This is a genomic window from Falsiroseomonas sp., assembly GCF_030695085.1.
Classification (GTDB): Bacteria; Pseudomonadota; Alphaproteobacteria; order Acetobacterales; family Acetobacteraceae; genus Falsiroseomonas.
The window spans coordinates 19,700-34,878 of record NZ_JAUYTS010000232.1; the positions used below are offsets into that span (position 1 = coordinate 19,700).

Here is a 15,179-nt window from a genome sequence, read left to right on the forward strand (position 1 = left end):
AAACGCCATGACACGCGCGATGAGTGAATTCGACCACCGCTACAACATGCTGATCGAGCGCTTCGCCAGCGAGCCGGAGCCGGCCTTCGAGACCGCGAGCGAGCAGGCCTTCACCTGGGGCCGCGAATGGGGCTGCAATTCGGATATCGGCACGCTGCGCGTGGTGCTGATGCACCGCCCGGGCGAGGAAATGCGCGTGGTGGATACGCTGCCGCACATCCCCGAACTCAACGCCTTCGGCGATTCCGCCACCGGCGCCTATTGGCGCGGCGATACGCGCCCGACCCTGGCCGAACAGCAGGCGCAGCATGATGCGCTGACCGAAGCGCTGCGGGAGGAAGGCGTGGAGGTGGTCTACCTCAAGCGCGCCGCGCCGGGCCGGCACAAATCCATCTACACGCGGGACAGCTGCATCGGCATCCAGGGCGGCGCCATCGTCACCCGCATGGGTCCGCGCATCCGGCGGGGGGAGGAGGCGCCGGTGACGGAAACGCTGGCGGCGCTGGGCATGCCCATCCTGCGCACCATCCACGGCACCGGGCTGATGGAGGGTGGCAGCTTCGCCTATATCCGGCCGGACCTCGCCGTGGTCGGCGTCTCCTCCCGCGTCAATGAGGAAGGCGCCCGGCAGCTGGAGGAGGTGCTGGCGGTGCAGGGCACGAAGCTGATTCGTGTGCAGATTCCGGGCTACCGCCTGCATATCGATGGCGCCTTCGTGATGATCGACCACGACACCGCCATCGTGAACCCCTCCACGCTGCCCTTCGTCTTCATGGAGGAGATGAAGCGCCAAGGGGTGAAGCTGATCCATGTGAACCATGAGGACCCGTCCTGGACCATCAACTGCCTGGCAGTCCGGCCAGGCCGTATCCTGATGAGCGACAAGGTCGGCCCCCGCACACAGGACGCGCTGGACCGCGCGAACATCTCGATCCGGCTGGTGGAGTACGACAAGGTCGGCCTGGGCGGCGGCGGCATCCATTGCTCGACCAGCCCCCTGGTGCGGGACTGGCTGTAAAGCTGGGTTTTGGCGCAATCCGTGCTAACTCCCCGGCATGGAGACCAAAGCCCCCACCCCGCGTGCCGTCCTCGTCGGAATCCAGACGCCGGAGGTGGATGACATCGCCCACGCCGCCAGCCTCGAGGAACTCGGGCGGCTGGTGAAGACGCTGGGCTATGAGGTGGTGGGCAGCGTTTCCCAGCGCCGGGAGGGCACCGGCGCCGGGTCGCTGCTCGGCAGCGGCAAGCTGGCGGAGCTGGCGGCGCTGACCGGCGGAACCGGCGAGACCGGCACCATGGCGCCGCCGCCCAGGGCCAAGGCGCGGCAGCGTTTCGAAGGTGCCGCCGAGGCCGCCGCACCGGAGCCGGAAGAAGCCGCGGCGCCGAAGCCCGAATTCGTCATCGTCGACCACGAGCTGTCGCCGAGCCAGATCCGCAACCTGGAACGCGCCACCGGCGCCCAGGTGCTGGATCGCACCGGCGTGATCGTGGAGATCTTCCACCGCCACGCCAATACGCGGGAGGCGAAGCTTCAGGTGGAGATGGCGCGGCTGAAATACGTCGCCCCCCGTCTGCGCGAATCCTCGGGCGGCGGCGGGCGGCAGCAGGGGCCGGGCGCGGGCGAGACCAGCCTCGATCTCGATCGCCGCAAGATCCGTGACCGCATCTCCGAGCTGAAGGACCAGCTGGAGGCGGTGCAGCGCGACGGGGACAATCGGCGTTCCGCACGGCGGGACCAGCTGCGGGTGGCGCTGGTCGGCTACACCAATGCGGGCAAATCCTCGCTCATGCGGGCGCTGACCGGCAGCCAGGTGCTGGTGGAGGACAAGCTGTTCGCCACGCTCGACACCACCGTCCGCATTCTGCAGCCGGAGACGCGGCCGCGCATCCTGGTCTCGGACACGGTCGGCTTCATCAAGCAGTTGCCGCATGACCTGGTGGCGTCGTTCCGTTCCACCCTGGCGGAGGCGCTGGAAGCCTCGCTGCTGCTGTTCGTGGTGGATGCCTCCGACCCGACCTATGAGGCGCAACTGGAGGTCAGCCGCAGCGTATTGCGGGAGATTGGCGCGGATGCGGTGCCGTCCCGCCTGGTGCTGAACAAGATGGACCGGGTCGATGCCGCCGGCCGCGCCGCGCTGGCGGAGAAGCACCCTGACGCGATCATGCTGTCCGCCCATGCGCCGGAGGATGTCGCGGCGCTGCGGGAGACTCTGATAGCCTTCTTCGAGGCGCAGATGGAGGAGGATGTGCTGATGCTGCCCTATGCGAAGCAGGGGCTGATCGGCGAGGTCTATGAAAGCGCCCGCGTCCTGTCCGAGGATTTCAACGAGGCAGGCCGCGTCCTGAAGGTCCGCGGCCTGCCCGGTGCGATTGCGCGTTTGCGCCGTAGCCTCGCCTGACCGCTAGCGCTTGGTCACGCCCCAGAACACCGGCACGGTGGTCGGCCGCAGACCCTCGATGTTGCTGCGATGCGCGGCCAGCGTGCGGAATTGCCCGGCATTGATGTAGGGCAGCACGTGATAGGCGCGGGCATGGACGCGGTGCAGGATTTCCTGCCGCTTCGCCGCGTCATTCTCCTCCCACCACGACCGGCGCAGCGCCTCAAGCTCAGCATCGCAGGGCCAGCCGGTCAGGCCACCTTCGCAGGGGCTGGCGAGGTACAGGTTGGTCAGGGGGTTCTGCCCGTCCAGCACATTGGCGACCGTGACGAACATGTTCCAGCCGCCCTGTTCCACCGGCTCCCGCCGGTTGCGACGCTGGGTGACGGTGGCCCAGTCCATGCTTGGCACATCCATGGTCAGGCCGCCGCGCTGGAAGGCGGCGGCCATGGTCAGCGTGGCCGCGTTGTTGATCGGGCTGTCGGCGGCGTTCATGAAGACCACGCGGCGCCCGTCATAGCCGGCCTGCCGAAGCAGGGCGCGGGCGCGGTCCAGGCTTTCGGCGCGCAGGCCCTCGGCGCCGGCATCCGATTGCAGTGGCGTGTTGCAGAAGAAGTAGGCGGGGCAGTAGGGCACCTGCTCGGATGGGCGAACGCCGATGGCGTTCAGCACATCCTGCTGGTTGATCAGGTGCAGCAGCGCCTGGCGGGCCTCCGGCTTGTCGAAGGGCGGCTGGGTGTGGTTCAGCCGCAGCCAGACCATGAAGCCCACCGGGTTCAGCGCGAAGGTGCGGATGTTGCGGTTGCGCTCCAGCACCGGGATCAGATCCGGTGAGGGCTGTTCGATGAAGTCGATCTCACCGGCCTGCAGGGCGGCCGCTGCCGTGGCGGGGTCTGGCATCGCCACCCATTCCAGCCGGTCGATGTTCACCACCTTGCCGCCGGCCAGCCCATCGGCCGGCTCCGGCCGCGGGCGATAGGCGGGGTTGCGCAGGTAGACGGCGCGGTTGCCCACCTGCCATTCACGCGGCTGGAAGATGAAGGGGCCGCTGCCGGTCGCTTCCGTGATCGCGGTGGCGGCCGGTGTCTGGGCGATACGTTCCGGCATGACGAACAACGCGCTTGCCGTGGGGCGTGCCAGCGCCTCCGTCACCAGTGCGAAGGGGCGCGAAAGCTGGATGGTGAAGGTCTTCTCATCCACCACCTCCATCGCCGCGGTTGAGGCCGCGAGCGCCCGGCCGACGATGTCACGCTGCGACCAGCGGCGGATCGAGGCCACGGCATCGGCCGCGCGCACCGGCGTGCCGTCATGGAAGGCGAGGCCTTCGCGCAGGGTGAAGCGGTGGCTCATGCCATCCGCGCTTGGCTCGTGCCGATCAACCATCTGCGGCCGGGCGACGCCCTGGCTGTCGAGCGCGAAAAGCTGATCGTACACCATGAAGCCATGGTTGCGGACGAAGGCGGCGGTGGAGTTCACCGGGTCCAGGCTCGCCAGGTCATTGATCAGCACGACGCGCAGTGTCGATTGCGCCGTGGCAAGGGCCGGTGCGAGGCCAATGGCCGCCGCCGCTGCGATGCCCAACCAATATCTGCGCTTCATTGGATATCATCCTGCCTAGGGAAGCAGCGATCATCTCCGCAGGCCGGCTCCGGTGCAATGTTGTAGCGTCATCGCCGGGTTGACGGGTGCAGATCGCCGCAGGACAGTCTGCACATTCACTGCTGCGCGCGGAATGGGGTTTGACGGCTTGATGGGCCAGGATGTTGTTTTTACCGGCGGACGCGTCTTTCGCGGACTGGCGGGCGGCTTTGCCGAAGCGGTGGCGGTGCGGGATGGCCGCGTGCTCGCGGTGGGGAGCGAGGCCGAGGTTGCGGCCGCCGCCCCACAGGCCCGGCGCGTGGCGCTGGAGGGGCGCGTCGCGATCCCCGCCTTCAACGAGGCGCATATGCACCTGCTGCCCTACGGCCTGGCGCTGGCGGGCGTGAACCTGCGGGCCGAGGAAGTTCGCAGCCTGGATGAGGTGCTGGCGCGAATCGGCAAGGCCGCGAAGGAATCGCCGAAGGGCGCCTGGGTGCTCGGCCGCGGCTACGACCATGCGGAGCTGGATATCGGTCGCCACCCCACGGCGGCGGAGCTGGACCGCGTTTCGCCCGACAATCCCGTCTTCATCGTCCGCACCTGCGGCCATATGGGCGTGGCGAACACCGCCGCGATGCGCGCGGCCGGCGTCGGCCACAACACGCCGGACCCCGAGGGCGGCGTGGTGGAGCGCAAGGCTGGCGCGCTGACCGGGCTGTTCCAGGAACGCGCCATGCGGTTGATCCGCGACGTTGTGCCGGAGCCGGATGAGGCGACACTGGTGGATGCGATTGAGCGCGCCGGCAATCACCTCGCCTCGCTCGGCTTCGCTTCCGCCACCGACATGAATGTCGGCATGACGGCGGGCATGGCGGAGGTCGCGGCGTTTCGCAAAGCCGTCGCCACGGGCCGTTCGCCGATGCGGATGTGGAACGTACTCGCCGGAAACCCCGAGGGTATCGCGCTGCAGGCCTGGGAGGCCGGGCTGCGGCCGATGCAGGGCGACGACATGCTGCGCTGGGGCGCGGTGAAGGTGTTCGCCGATGGCTCCGCGGGCGGGCTGACGGCGGCCTTCTTCGACCCCTATCTGGAAAGCGCCGGCGGCGGCACCGGCGTCTTCACCTTCCCGGATGAGAAGATCCATGCGCTGCTGAAGCTGTTTCACGAACAGGGCTGGCAGCTCGACATCCACGCTATCGGCGATGCGGCGATCGAACAGGTGCTGGTCGGCATGGAGATGGCGGATAGCGAGGCGCATCCCTTCCTCGGCCGCCGCCACCGTATCGAGCATTGCGGCTTCCTGACGCCGCATCAGCGCAAGCGCATGCTGGCGCGCGGCATCCTGCCGGTGCCGCAGCCGGCCTTCATGTACGAATTCGGCGACACCTATATCCGCAATCTCGGCCGCGCGCGGTCCGAGGAAGCCTATCCGATGCGGACCTGGCTGGAGGAGGGGCATCATCCCGCGGCGTCGTCGGACTGCCCGGTCTCCTCGGTCGATCCCTTCGCCAATCTGTTCACCATGCTGACGCGCAAGACCAATCGTGGCACGGTGCTGGGGCCGGACCAGACGCTGACGGCGGAGCAGGCGGTGCATTGCCAGACCTGGTGCGGCGCCTACACGCAATTCGCCGAGGACCGCCGCGGCACGCTGGAGCCCGGCATGCAGGCGGACATCGCCGTGCTGTCGCGCGACATCTTCGCCTGCGATCCGGAGCTGATCCTGCGCGACACGCGGGCTGACCTGACGCTGCGCGGTGGCGAGGTGATCTTCGACCGGCATGGGGCGCTTGCGCCATGCTGAGGCATGCCGTCCAGCGGCTGATGCTGGCGGTGCCGGTGATGTTCGGCGTGCTGCTGGTGGGCTTCCTGCTGATGCAGGTGGTGCCCACCGACCCCGCCATCGTCCGCGCCGGCCCGAATGCGAGTGCCGAGGTCATCGCCCAGATCCGTACCGATCTCGGGCTGGACGAGCCGCTATATGTGCAGTTCGCGCTGTATCTGTGGCGGCTGGCGCAGGGCGATCTCGGCGTCTCCATCATCAACAACGTGCCGGTCGCGCATGAGCTCGCCTCCACCATCGGCCCAACGCTGGAGCTGATGTTCGCCAGCCTGATCTGGTCCATCCCGCTCGGCATCGCGATGGGCACGGTGGGCGCCTATCTGCGCGGCTCGCTGATCGACCGCATCGTCATGGCCTTCAGCGTGGCGGGCGTTTCCGTGCCGGTGTTCTTCTTAGGCCTGGTGCTGATCTGGTTCGTCGGATTCCAGTGGCAGTGGCTGCCCTTCACGGGGCGGGAGGGACCGCTCTGGACCTGGCAGGGGCTGCGCGCGGTGATCCTGCCGGCCATCACGCTCGGCGGCGTCTTCGTCGGGCCGGTGGCGCGCATGACGCGCACGGCGGTGCTGGATGTGCTGGGCGCGGACCATGTCCGCACGGCGCGCGCCAAGGGGCTGTCGGAGCGGCTGGTGGTCACGCGGCATGCGCTGCGCAACGCCATGGTGCCGGTGGTGACGCTGATCGGGTTGCAGATCGGCTTCCTGCTCGGCGGCGCGGTGGTGACCGAAACCGTGTTCTCCTGGCCCGGCGTCGGGCGGCTCGCTGTGGGCGCCATCCTGTCCTCCGATTTCCCGATGGCGCAGGGCACCATCATCGTGTTGTCGATGGGCTTCATCCTGGTGAATCTGACTGTGGATCTTCTGTATGGCGTGCTCGACCCGCGGGTGCGGGCATCATGATGACCTCCGATGATCGCAGGGCGCAGACACCCCTGGCGGCGCGCAGCGGAGATCTGAAGCGGATGCCCCGGCCATGAGCACCACCGTGACCGAAATCACAGCACCGGCCCGGCCGGGCACGCTGAAGATCCTGCTGCGGGAACCGGCGGCGGCCGTCTCGCTCGCCGTGGTGGTGCTGGTGATCCTGGCGGCGCTGCTGGCGCCCTGGCTTGCGCCGCATGACCCCTTTGAGACGGACCTGATGGCGGTGATGCAGCCGCCGGGCGAAGGCGCCTATCTGCTCGGCACGGATGGGCAGGGGCGGGACATGCTGTCGCGCATGCTGTTCGGGCTGCGGGTGACGCTGGCGATGGGCGCGCTCAGTCTCGGCATCGGTGGCGTCATCGGCGTGGCGATGGGTTTTGCGGCGGCCTATTACCGGCGCATCGACGGGCTGCTGATGCGGCTGGCCGATATCATGCTGTCCTTTCCCGCCATCCTGTTCGGCCTGGCGATCGCGGCCATCTTCGGCCCTGGCGTCACGGCCGTGGTGATCGCGCTGGCGGTGGCCACCGTGCCGCTGATGGCGCGCATCTCGCGTTCCACAGCACTGGTGGTGCTCGGCCAGGACTACATCGAGGCGGCGCGCGCACAGGGCATGGGGGATGCGCGGCTGATCTGGCGGCACCTGATGCCGAACTGCGCCTCGCCGATCCTGGTGTTCTCCACGCTGCGCTTCGGGCAGGTGATCCTGCTGGGCTCCGCGCTGTCCTTCCTCGGCCTCGGTGCGCAGCCGCCGATCGCGGAACTTGGCGCCATGGCAGCCCAGGGGCGCACCTTCCTGTTCTTCGCGCCGCACATCTCGGTCATTCCAGCCATCGGCATCTTCGTCGTCGTGCTGGCCTTCAACGTGCTTGGGGACGCGCTGCGCGACGCGCTCGACCCCCGGCTTCGTATCTAGTCAGGCAGGGAGAAAAAGATGAGGTTCCTCAAGGGCGCAATGGTCGCCGCACTGGCGGCGGTAACCGCCGTGCCGGTGCTGCCGGCCGTGGCACAGACGCCGCGCAACACGGTGGTGTTCCTGCGCGAGATCGACGCGGACCGCTACGACCTGCACCGCTCCACCGCGCGCAGCGCGGGCGAAGTGGTGGGCATGATGACCGACACGCTGGTCACCATGGATTTCGACGGCCAGACCATCCGCCCAGGCCTGGCCGAGCGCTGGACCGTCTCGGATGACGGCAAGACCTACACTTTCCATCTGCGCCAGGGCGTCACCTTCTGCGACGGCAAGGCCTTCACCGCGGAAGACGTGGTGTATTCGATCAACCGCTGGATCTCGCGCGAGACGCGCAGCCCGGTGGCGTGGCGCGCTGGCTCGGTGAAGGAGATTCGCGCGGTCGATGCCCACACCGTCGAGTATGAGCTGAACGAGCCCTTCTCCGAACTCCTGTCGCAGCTCACGCTGTTCTTCGCCGGCGTCATCGACAAGGCGACGGTTGATCGGCTCGGCCAGAACTTCGGCAGCCAGGGCTTCAACGGCACCGGCCCGTATTGCTGGCAATCCTGGACTCCGCGGAACGAGCTGGTGCTGACGCGCCACCCGAACTACCGCTGGGGCCCGCCCATGTACCAGAACCAGGGCCCGGCGCATGTCGAGCGCATTGTCTGGCGCGTGGTGCCGGAACCCTCCGCCCGACTGGCCGCGATCCAGACCGGGGCTGCGGACGTCACGCAGTACATCCCGACCATCGCCATCAACAGCCTGCGCCGCGTGCCGACCGTGACCATGCTGACCCAGCCCAACTACTTCTGGGACTTCTACCTGGGCTTCAAGGTGGACAAGCCCGTGATGAATGACCGCGCCGTGCGCCGCGCGATCCACCAGGCGGTGGACCGTGAGGCGCTGGTGCGCGCCGTGTGGTCGGGCCATGCCCAGCCGGCGCTGAACATCATCAACCCGAATGCGCTGGACTATGACGCACAGTCGGACACGATGGTGCCGCGCTTCGACCCGGCCGCCGCCCAGCGCACGCTGGATGAGGCCGGTTGGACCATGGGCTCCGATGGCGTGCGCGTGAAGGACGGCCAGCGCGCCACCTTCCTGACCTACGGCATCAACACGCTGGAGAATCAGCGCCAGAGCGAGATCATCCAGCAGCAGCTGCGCCGCGTCGGTATCGAGATGCGGATCCAGCTGTTCGACGCGACCGTTGCCTGGGGCCGCATGGCCACCCAGGAATTCGATGCGCTGTTCCTGTCCTACCCGTACTTCTCGGCCGGCGATGCGCTGAGCCTCTACTGGCACAGCCGTGCACGGCCGACGCCGAACCGGATGAACTGGAACAACCCGCAGACCGACGCCTGGCTGGATGAGGCGCGCAGCGCGACCGACCCCGCCGTGCGCCGCACCGCGCTCGCCAACATCCAGCGCCAGCTGGCCGAGGAAGCGCCCTGGCTGACCACCGCGCGTGAACAGCTTTTCGTCGCGGTTTCCAACCGCGTCACCGGGCTGCGCGCGCATGGGCTGTATGGCATCGGCGTCTACAAGGCGCTCGACATGCGCACGACGCGATAAAGGGAGAGAAACCGGCATGACCACAACCGTCATCCGCAACGCCGACCTGGTCGTTGCATGGGACGCCTCGGCGCAGCAGCACATCTATCTGCCCGATGCCGATGTGGCCTTCACCGGCGGAGCCATCAGCTTCGTCGGCCGTGGCTACACCGGCGAGGCGGAGGAGGAAATCAGCGGCTCCGGGCTGATGGTCATGCCGGGGCTGGTGAACATCCACTCCCACCCGTCCAGCGAGCCGATGAACAAGGGGCTGATCGACGAGATCGGCTCGCCGGGCCTGTACAATTCCTCGCTGTATGAATTCATGCCGATCTTCCGGGCGGATTCGGAAGCGGTGCCGTCCTGCGTGCGCGTCGCGCTGTCCGAATTGCTGCTGTCCGGCGTGACGACGGTGGCGGACCTGTCCATGGCGCATCCGGGCTGGATGGATCTGCTGGCGGAATCGGGCATGCGGGTCTGCATCGCGCCGATGTTCAAATCGGCGAAGTGGTTCACCAAGAATGGCCACGTCGTCGAATATGAATGGGACGAGGCCGCCGGCGAGAAGGCGATGGGCGAGGCGCTGTCGCTGATCGAGCGCGCCGAGCAGCATGAAAGCGGTCGGCTGTTCGGCATGGTGGTGCCGGCGCAGATCGACACCTGCACCGACACGCTGTTGAAGGAGAGTTTCCAGGAAGCCGAGAAGCGCGGCGTGTCCTGGCAGATCCACGCGGCGCAATCCGTGGTGGAATTCCATGAGATCACCCGCCGCACCGGCAAGACGCCGATCGGCTGGCTGGATTCCATGGGGCTGCTGAGCGAACGCAGCATCATCGGCCACGGCATCTTCCTCGATGACCATCCCTCGACGAAGTGGTGGACCGATAGCGACATGGGCCGTCTGGCGGAGACCGGCACGACCGTCGCGCATTGCCCGACCGTCTTCGCGCGCCGCGGCATCACGCTGAAGCATTTCGGGCGCTACAAGCGCGCGGGCGTGAATATGGGCCTCGGGACGGATACCTATCCGCACAACATGCTGGATGAGATGCGGCTTGTCGCCTATCTCGCCCGCACCCAGGCCAATGACCCGCGCAGCATGACGACGACGGAGCTGTTCGACGCAGCGACGATCGGCGGCGCCAAGGCGCTGGGGCGAGAGGATATCGGCCGGCTCGCGCCCGGCATGCGCGCCGACTTCGTGCTGGTGGATGTGACGCATCCGATGATGCGTCCTTGCCGCGACCCGGTGCGCAGCCTGGTCTATGCGGCGGGCGATCGCGCCGTGCGCGATGTCTACGTCGATGGCAACAAGGTGGTCGCCGACGGCAAGGTGACGACCATGGACTACCACGGCGCCGCCGCGCATCTGCATGAGGCGCAGAAGCGCATCGTGGAAAAGGCACCGTCGCAGGATTGGGCGCATCGCCCGGTCGACGTGTCCTCGCCGCCTACCTTCCGGTGGTCATGAATCCTCTTCTGGAAATCCAGGGCCTGCGGACGGTGTTCCGCAGCGCCAATGGCGACATTCCCGCGGTGGATGGCGTGGATCTGACGGTGCCGCGCGGCAAGACGCTCGGCATCGTCGGTGAATCCGGCTGCGGCAAATCGATGCTCTCGCTTTCCGTCATGCGGCTGGTGCCGCGGCCGGGGCGGGTTGCCGCTGGGCGCGTGCTGCTGGACGGCCAGAACCTGCTGGACCTGTCCGAATCCGCCATGCGCCAGGTGCGCGGCGGCCAGGTGGCGATGATCTTCCAGGAGCCGATGACCAGCCTGAACCCGGTGCATCCCATCGGCCTGCAGATCATGGAGGCGATGCGCGCGCACGACACCAAGGCCAGCAACAAGGAACTGCGCGAGCGGGGCCTCGCGGCGCTCGATCGCGTGCGTATTCCCGCCGCCGCGCGGCGTTTCGATGAATTCCCGCACCAGCTCTCGGGCGGAATGCGCCAGCGCGTGATGATTGCGATGGCGCTGGCCTGCAAGCCGAAGCTGCTGATCGCGGACGAGCCCACCACGGCGCTGGACGTGACGGTGCAGGCGCAGATCCTGGACCTGCTGCGGGACCTGCAGATCGAAACCGGCATGTCCATCATCCTCATCACCCACGACCTGGGCGTGGTGGCGGAAATGGCCGATGAGGTCGCCGTGATGTATGCCGGCCGCGTCGCGGAGCGCGGCACGGCCAGCGAGATCTTCGCGAGTCCGCAGCACCCCTATACGCTCGGCCTGCTCGGCTCCGTCCCGCGTCTGGATGAGGAACGGGCGGAGCTTCTGGCGATCGAGGGTGCGGTGCCGCCGCCCTTCGCCCTGCCCAAGGGCTGCCGCTTCGAACCGCGCTGCCCCTTCGCCATCGATGCCTGCCGCACCGCACCGCCGCCGCTGAGGGAGGTGGCCCCCGGCCACTACGCCGCCTGCATCCGCGCCCCGGTGGAGAACAGCCTGGACCTCGCCGCATGACAACGCTGCTGGAGGTCGAGAACCTCACCAAGCACTACCCGGTGACCAAGGGGATCATCCTGGCGCGGCAGGTCGGCCTGGTCCGCGCCGTGGATGGCGTGTCCTTCAGTATCGAGCGTGGCGAGACGCTGGCCATCGTCGGTGAATCCGGCTGCGGCAAATCGACCACGGCGCGGCTGGTGCTGCGGCTGATCGAGCCGACCGGCGGCACTGTCCGCTTCGATGGGCAGGAGATTTCGGGCGCCGCGCTCCGCACGCTGCGCCGCCGCGTGCAGGTGGTGTTCCAGGACCCCTATGCCAGCCTGAACCCCCGGCTGCGCGTCGGCGACACGATCGCGGAGCCGATGGAGGTGCATGGCATCGGCACGGCCGAATCCCGGGCGGCACGGGTGAAGGAACTGCTCGGGCTGGTCGGCCTCGCCCCCTTCCACGCGCAACGCTATCCGCATGAATTCAGCGGCGGCCAGCGCCAGCGCATCGGCATTGCCCGCGCGCTGGCGGTGCAGCCGGAACTCATCATCTGCGACGAGCCGGTCTCCGCGCTGGACGTTTCCATCCAGGCGCAGGTGGTGAACCTGTTGAAGGATCTGCAACGTCGCTTCGGCCTTTCCTACCTGTTCATCGCGCATGACCTGGCCGTGGTGCACCACATGGCCGACCGGGTGGCGGTGATGTATCTCGGCCAGATCGTCGAACAGGCGCCGAAGCGCGCCATCTTCGACCGGCCGATGCACCCCTATACGCGGGCGCTGCTCTCGGCGATCCCGCACCCGGACCCGCGCCGGCGCGGCATGGTGAAGCCGCTGGGTGGCGATGTGCCCAGCCCGATGAACCCACCCTCCGGCTGCCGCTTCCACACGCGCTGCCCCTTCGTGCAGGATATCTGCAAGGCGGAGATGCCGGTGCTGCGCGAATTGGCGCCGGGCCAGCAGGTGGCCTGCCACTTCGCCGAGACGCTGCCGCCACATGAGGCGGTGGCGGAGAACGGCATGTCGCCGGTCGCGGCGCATCGCCTGGCGCTGTATGCGGCAGCGAAGGCGCGCAAGGCCGCCCCGGTGGCGGCCTGACCGCCATCGGGCGAAAGCCTGTGTTGCGGCGCACGGGGGACTGACGCGCGGCATCGTCTGCCCTAGCCTTGCCGCTGCAGGACGAAGGGGAAACGGGCGATGATCATGTCACTGGTGGCACCGCGGCTGATGGTGATGGGCGGCGGCGCCGTGGCGAAGCTCGGCGAGGTGCTGGGTCAGCTCGGCCTGTCCCGGCCGCTGGTCGTCACCGACCCCTTCATGGTCTCCTCCGGCCTAGCGGAACACGCCCTGGCGCCATTGCGCGCGGCGGGCATGGCGCCCGCGGTATTCTCGGACACCGTGCCGGACCCGACGGACACCGTCATCGCCGCCGGCGTCGGGGTGTTTGCCGCCGGGGATTACGACTGCCTGATCGGCTTCGGCGGTGGCAGCCCGATGGACACGGCCAAGGCCATGGCGATCCTCGCCGCCGCGCCGGCCGGCGCCAGGATGCGCGACTTCAAGGTGCCGGCTGCTGCGAACAAGGGCGCCGTGCCGATCATCTGCGTGCCCACCACCGCCGGTACCGGCAGCGAAGCCACGCGCTTCACCGTCATCACGGATACCGAGACGGACGAGAAGATGCTCATCGCCGGCCTCGGCGCCCTGCCGCTGGCCGCGGTGGTGGATCATGAGCTGACCTTCGGCCTGCCCGCGCGTATCACGGCGGATACCGGCATCGACAGCCTGACCCATGCGCTGGAGGCCTTCGTCTCCGCCAAGGCGAACCCGGTCTCGGACGATTATGCCCGCAGCGCCATGCGCCTGATCGCCCCCAACCTCCGCCGCGTCTGGGCCGACCCGAAGGATGCGGCGGCGCGGGAGGCGATGATGCGCGGCGCGACGCTGGCGGGCCTCGCCTTCAGCAATGCCAGCGTCGCCCTGGTGCATGGCATGTCCCGCCCAATCGGCGCGCATTTCCATGTGCCGCATGGCCTGTCCAACGCCATGCTGCTGCCCGCTGTCACCGAATTCGGGCTGGAGGCCGCCCGCGCCCGCTATGCGGAAGCCGCGCGCATCATGGGCGTGGCCAGTGAGGCGGAGGGTGACCAGGCCGCGGCGCGGCGGCTGGTAGAGGAATTGCGGGCGCTGAACCGGGACCTCGACGTGCCGAGCCCGGCGAAATGGGGCATCGAGGCCGCGAAATGGGACGGGCTGCTGCCGCTGATGGCCCGGCAGGCGCTGGCCTCCGGCAGCCCCGCCAACAACCCGCGCGTGCCGGATGAGGCGGAGATCGTGGCGCTGTACCAGGCCAGCTACGGCGCCTGAGGTTTCGGTACGGCGGAGGCGTTCCAGGCCGCGATCCAGGCCGGCAGCGCGGCCGGGGGCAGGGGGCGGCCGACGCCGAAGCCCTGCGCCAGGTCGCAGCCGGCGGCGGCCACGGCGCGCCAGATGTGGCTGTCCGTCACGCCTTCCGCCACCACCAGCATGTTGTTCTGGCGGGCGTGGCGGACAATGCGTTGCACCTCGGCCCGCGCCCGGCGTTCCTCCGGCATCGCGAGCACCAGCTTGCGATCCAGCTTGACCCCGGCGAAGGGCAGGTCCAGCAGGCGGTGGCGGCCGTCATCGAGCGCCAGGTCGTCCAGCAGCACGCCGAAGCCGGCCAGCCGCAGCCGCTGCATGGCGCGGCGCAGCAGGGCGCGGTCTCGGACCTGGGTGCTCTCGGTCAGCTCCAGCAGGATATCGGCGGCGGGCAGCCCGGCGCGCGCGGCCATCAGCCCGAGCCAGCGCGGCAGATCGGGCTTCACCATCTCCGACAGGGGCAGGTTGAAGGACAGGCGGATGCGCTGGTTGCCGCGCTGCGCGACCAGATCCGTCATCGCCCGTTGCGCCACCGCCGCGGTCAGCTGCGGCGCCAAGCCGGCACGCTCGGCCAGCGGGATGAAGGCGTTGGCGCCGAGTGCCAGGCCAGGCCGTTCCCAACGCGCCAGTGCCTCCACCATCACCGGCCGGCGATCCGAGAGGCGAACCATCGGCTGGAAGCGCACGGTGATCTCGCCGCATGCCAGGCCGGCGGCGAGTGCCGCCGCGTCGCTCGCCGGAAGCGCCCCGCGGGGGGCGGCCGAGGCCAGGGCAGCGGCAAGGCGCGCCCCCTCGGCGGGTACCTGCCGCAGCCCGGCGGGTGCTTCCTCCCCCGGCCGCGTCACGATGATCACATCGGTGCCGTTGAAGGGGTCCCGCGCCGCGATCAGCAGGGCGCTGCTGCCAGCGCCGCTTTCCACGACCAGGTGCCGCGGTGCCGTGCCTGGGCCGACCATGTGGCTCAGCGCCTCGGCCGAGGTGGCGACCAGCATCGGCGGCGGGCCCGCCATCCGGCGCAGGGCATCCTGAGCCGCGGCAATCACGACCGGATCGTTTGCCAGCAGCAGCACGGTTGCCGGTGCGGGGAGGGCGCGCCCCCGGCGCGTCAGCATGACCTAG

The 15,179-nt window shown here is 68.8% G+C and carries 12 protein-coding genes; 10 read left to right on the forward strand and 2 right to left on the reverse strand.

Going from position 1 to position 15,179, the window contains the following annotated elements; all coding sequences use genetic code 11:
* Positions 1-19: 19 nt before the first annotated feature.
* Positions 20-1,018, forward strand: a complete 999-nt coding sequence (locus Q8S40_RS24160; RefSeq protein WP_305672453.1) for a dimethylarginine dimethylaminohydrolase family protein — start codon at positions 20-22, stop codon at positions 1,016-1,018.
* A gap of 37 nt (positions 1,019-1,055) precedes the next feature.
* Positions 1,056-2,399 carry a GTPase HflX gene (hflX, locus tag Q8S40_RS24165; protein ID WP_305672454.1) on the forward strand — a complete coding sequence of 448 codons (1,344 nt, stop codon included), beginning with the start codon at positions 1,056-1,058 and terminating at the stop codon, positions 2,397-2,399.
* 3 nt (positions 2,400-2,402) lie between these two features.
* Here hflX and Q8S40_RS24170 read toward each other — a convergent pair whose 3' ends face one another.
* Positions 2,403-3,977: an ABC transporter substrate-binding protein gene (locus Q8S40_RS24170; protein ID WP_305672455.1), complete on the reverse strand. Its 1,575-nt coding sequence runs from the start codon at positions 3,975-3,977 to the stop codon at positions 2,403-2,405.
* A gap of 151 nt (positions 3,978-4,128) precedes the next feature.
* On the opposite strand from Q8S40_RS24170, the gene Q8S40_RS24175 reads away from it, so the two are divergent.
* From Q8S40_RS24175 to Q8S40_RS24210, 8 genes are all read left to right on the forward strand, one after another.
* Positions 4,129-5,760 carry an amidohydrolase gene (locus tag Q8S40_RS24175; protein WP_305672456.1) on the forward strand — a complete coding sequence of 544 codons (1,632 nt, stop codon included), beginning with the start codon at positions 4,129-4,131 and terminating at the stop codon, positions 5,758-5,760.
* Positions 5,754-6,695: an ABC transporter permease gene (locus Q8S40_RS24180; protein WP_304815983.1), complete on the forward strand. Its 942-nt coding sequence runs from the start codon at positions 5,754-5,756 to the stop codon at positions 6,693-6,695. Before Q8S40_RS24175 ends, Q8S40_RS24180 begins: the two co-directional genes overlap by 7 nt.
* Before the next feature lie 73 nt (positions 6,696-6,768).
* Positions 6,769-7,635 (forward strand): ABC transporter permease, encoded by an 867-nt coding sequence (locus Q8S40_RS24185; RefSeq protein ID WP_304815982.1) that lies wholly within the window; start codon positions 6,769-6,771, stop codon positions 7,633-7,635.
* 18 nt (positions 7,636-7,653) lie between these two features.
* A complete protein-coding gene (locus tag Q8S40_RS24190) occupies positions 7,654-9,252 on the forward strand; it encodes an ABC transporter substrate-binding protein (RefSeq protein WP_305672457.1) in 1,599 nt (532 codons plus the stop codon).
* 16 nt (positions 9,253-9,268) lie between these two features.
* Positions 9,269-10,702 (forward strand): amidohydrolase family protein, encoded by a 1,434-nt coding sequence (locus tag Q8S40_RS24195; RefSeq protein ID WP_305672458.1) that lies wholly within the window; start codon positions 9,269-9,271, stop codon positions 10,700-10,702.
* Complete coding sequence (locus tag Q8S40_RS24200) at positions 10,699-11,691, forward strand: ABC transporter ATP-binding protein (RefSeq protein WP_305672459.1); 993 nt, start codon at positions 10,699-10,701, stop codon at positions 11,689-11,691. The genes Q8S40_RS24195 and Q8S40_RS24200 overlap by 4 nt, the downstream gene beginning before the upstream one ends.
* Complete coding sequence (locus Q8S40_RS24205) at positions 11,688-12,758, forward strand: ABC transporter ATP-binding protein (protein ID WP_305672460.1); 1,071 nt, start codon at positions 11,688-11,690, stop codon at positions 12,756-12,758. The genes Q8S40_RS24200 and Q8S40_RS24205 overlap by 4 nt, the downstream gene beginning before the upstream one ends.
* A gap of 99 nt (positions 12,759-12,857) precedes the next feature.
* Positions 12,858-14,027 (forward strand): iron-containing alcohol dehydrogenase, encoded by a 1,170-nt coding sequence (locus Q8S40_RS24210; protein WP_305672461.1) that lies wholly within the window; start codon positions 12,858-12,860, stop codon positions 14,025-14,027.
* Here the strand turns inward: Q8S40_RS24210 and Q8S40_RS24215 are convergent.
* Positions 14,015-15,172: an EAL domain-containing protein gene (locus tag Q8S40_RS24215; RefSeq protein ID WP_304815975.1), complete on the reverse strand. Its 1,158-nt coding sequence runs from the start codon at positions 15,170-15,172 to the stop codon at positions 14,015-14,017. The two genes, Q8S40_RS24210 and Q8S40_RS24215, sit on opposite strands and share 13 nt — an antisense overlap.
* Positions 15,173-15,179: the final 7 nt, after the last annotated feature.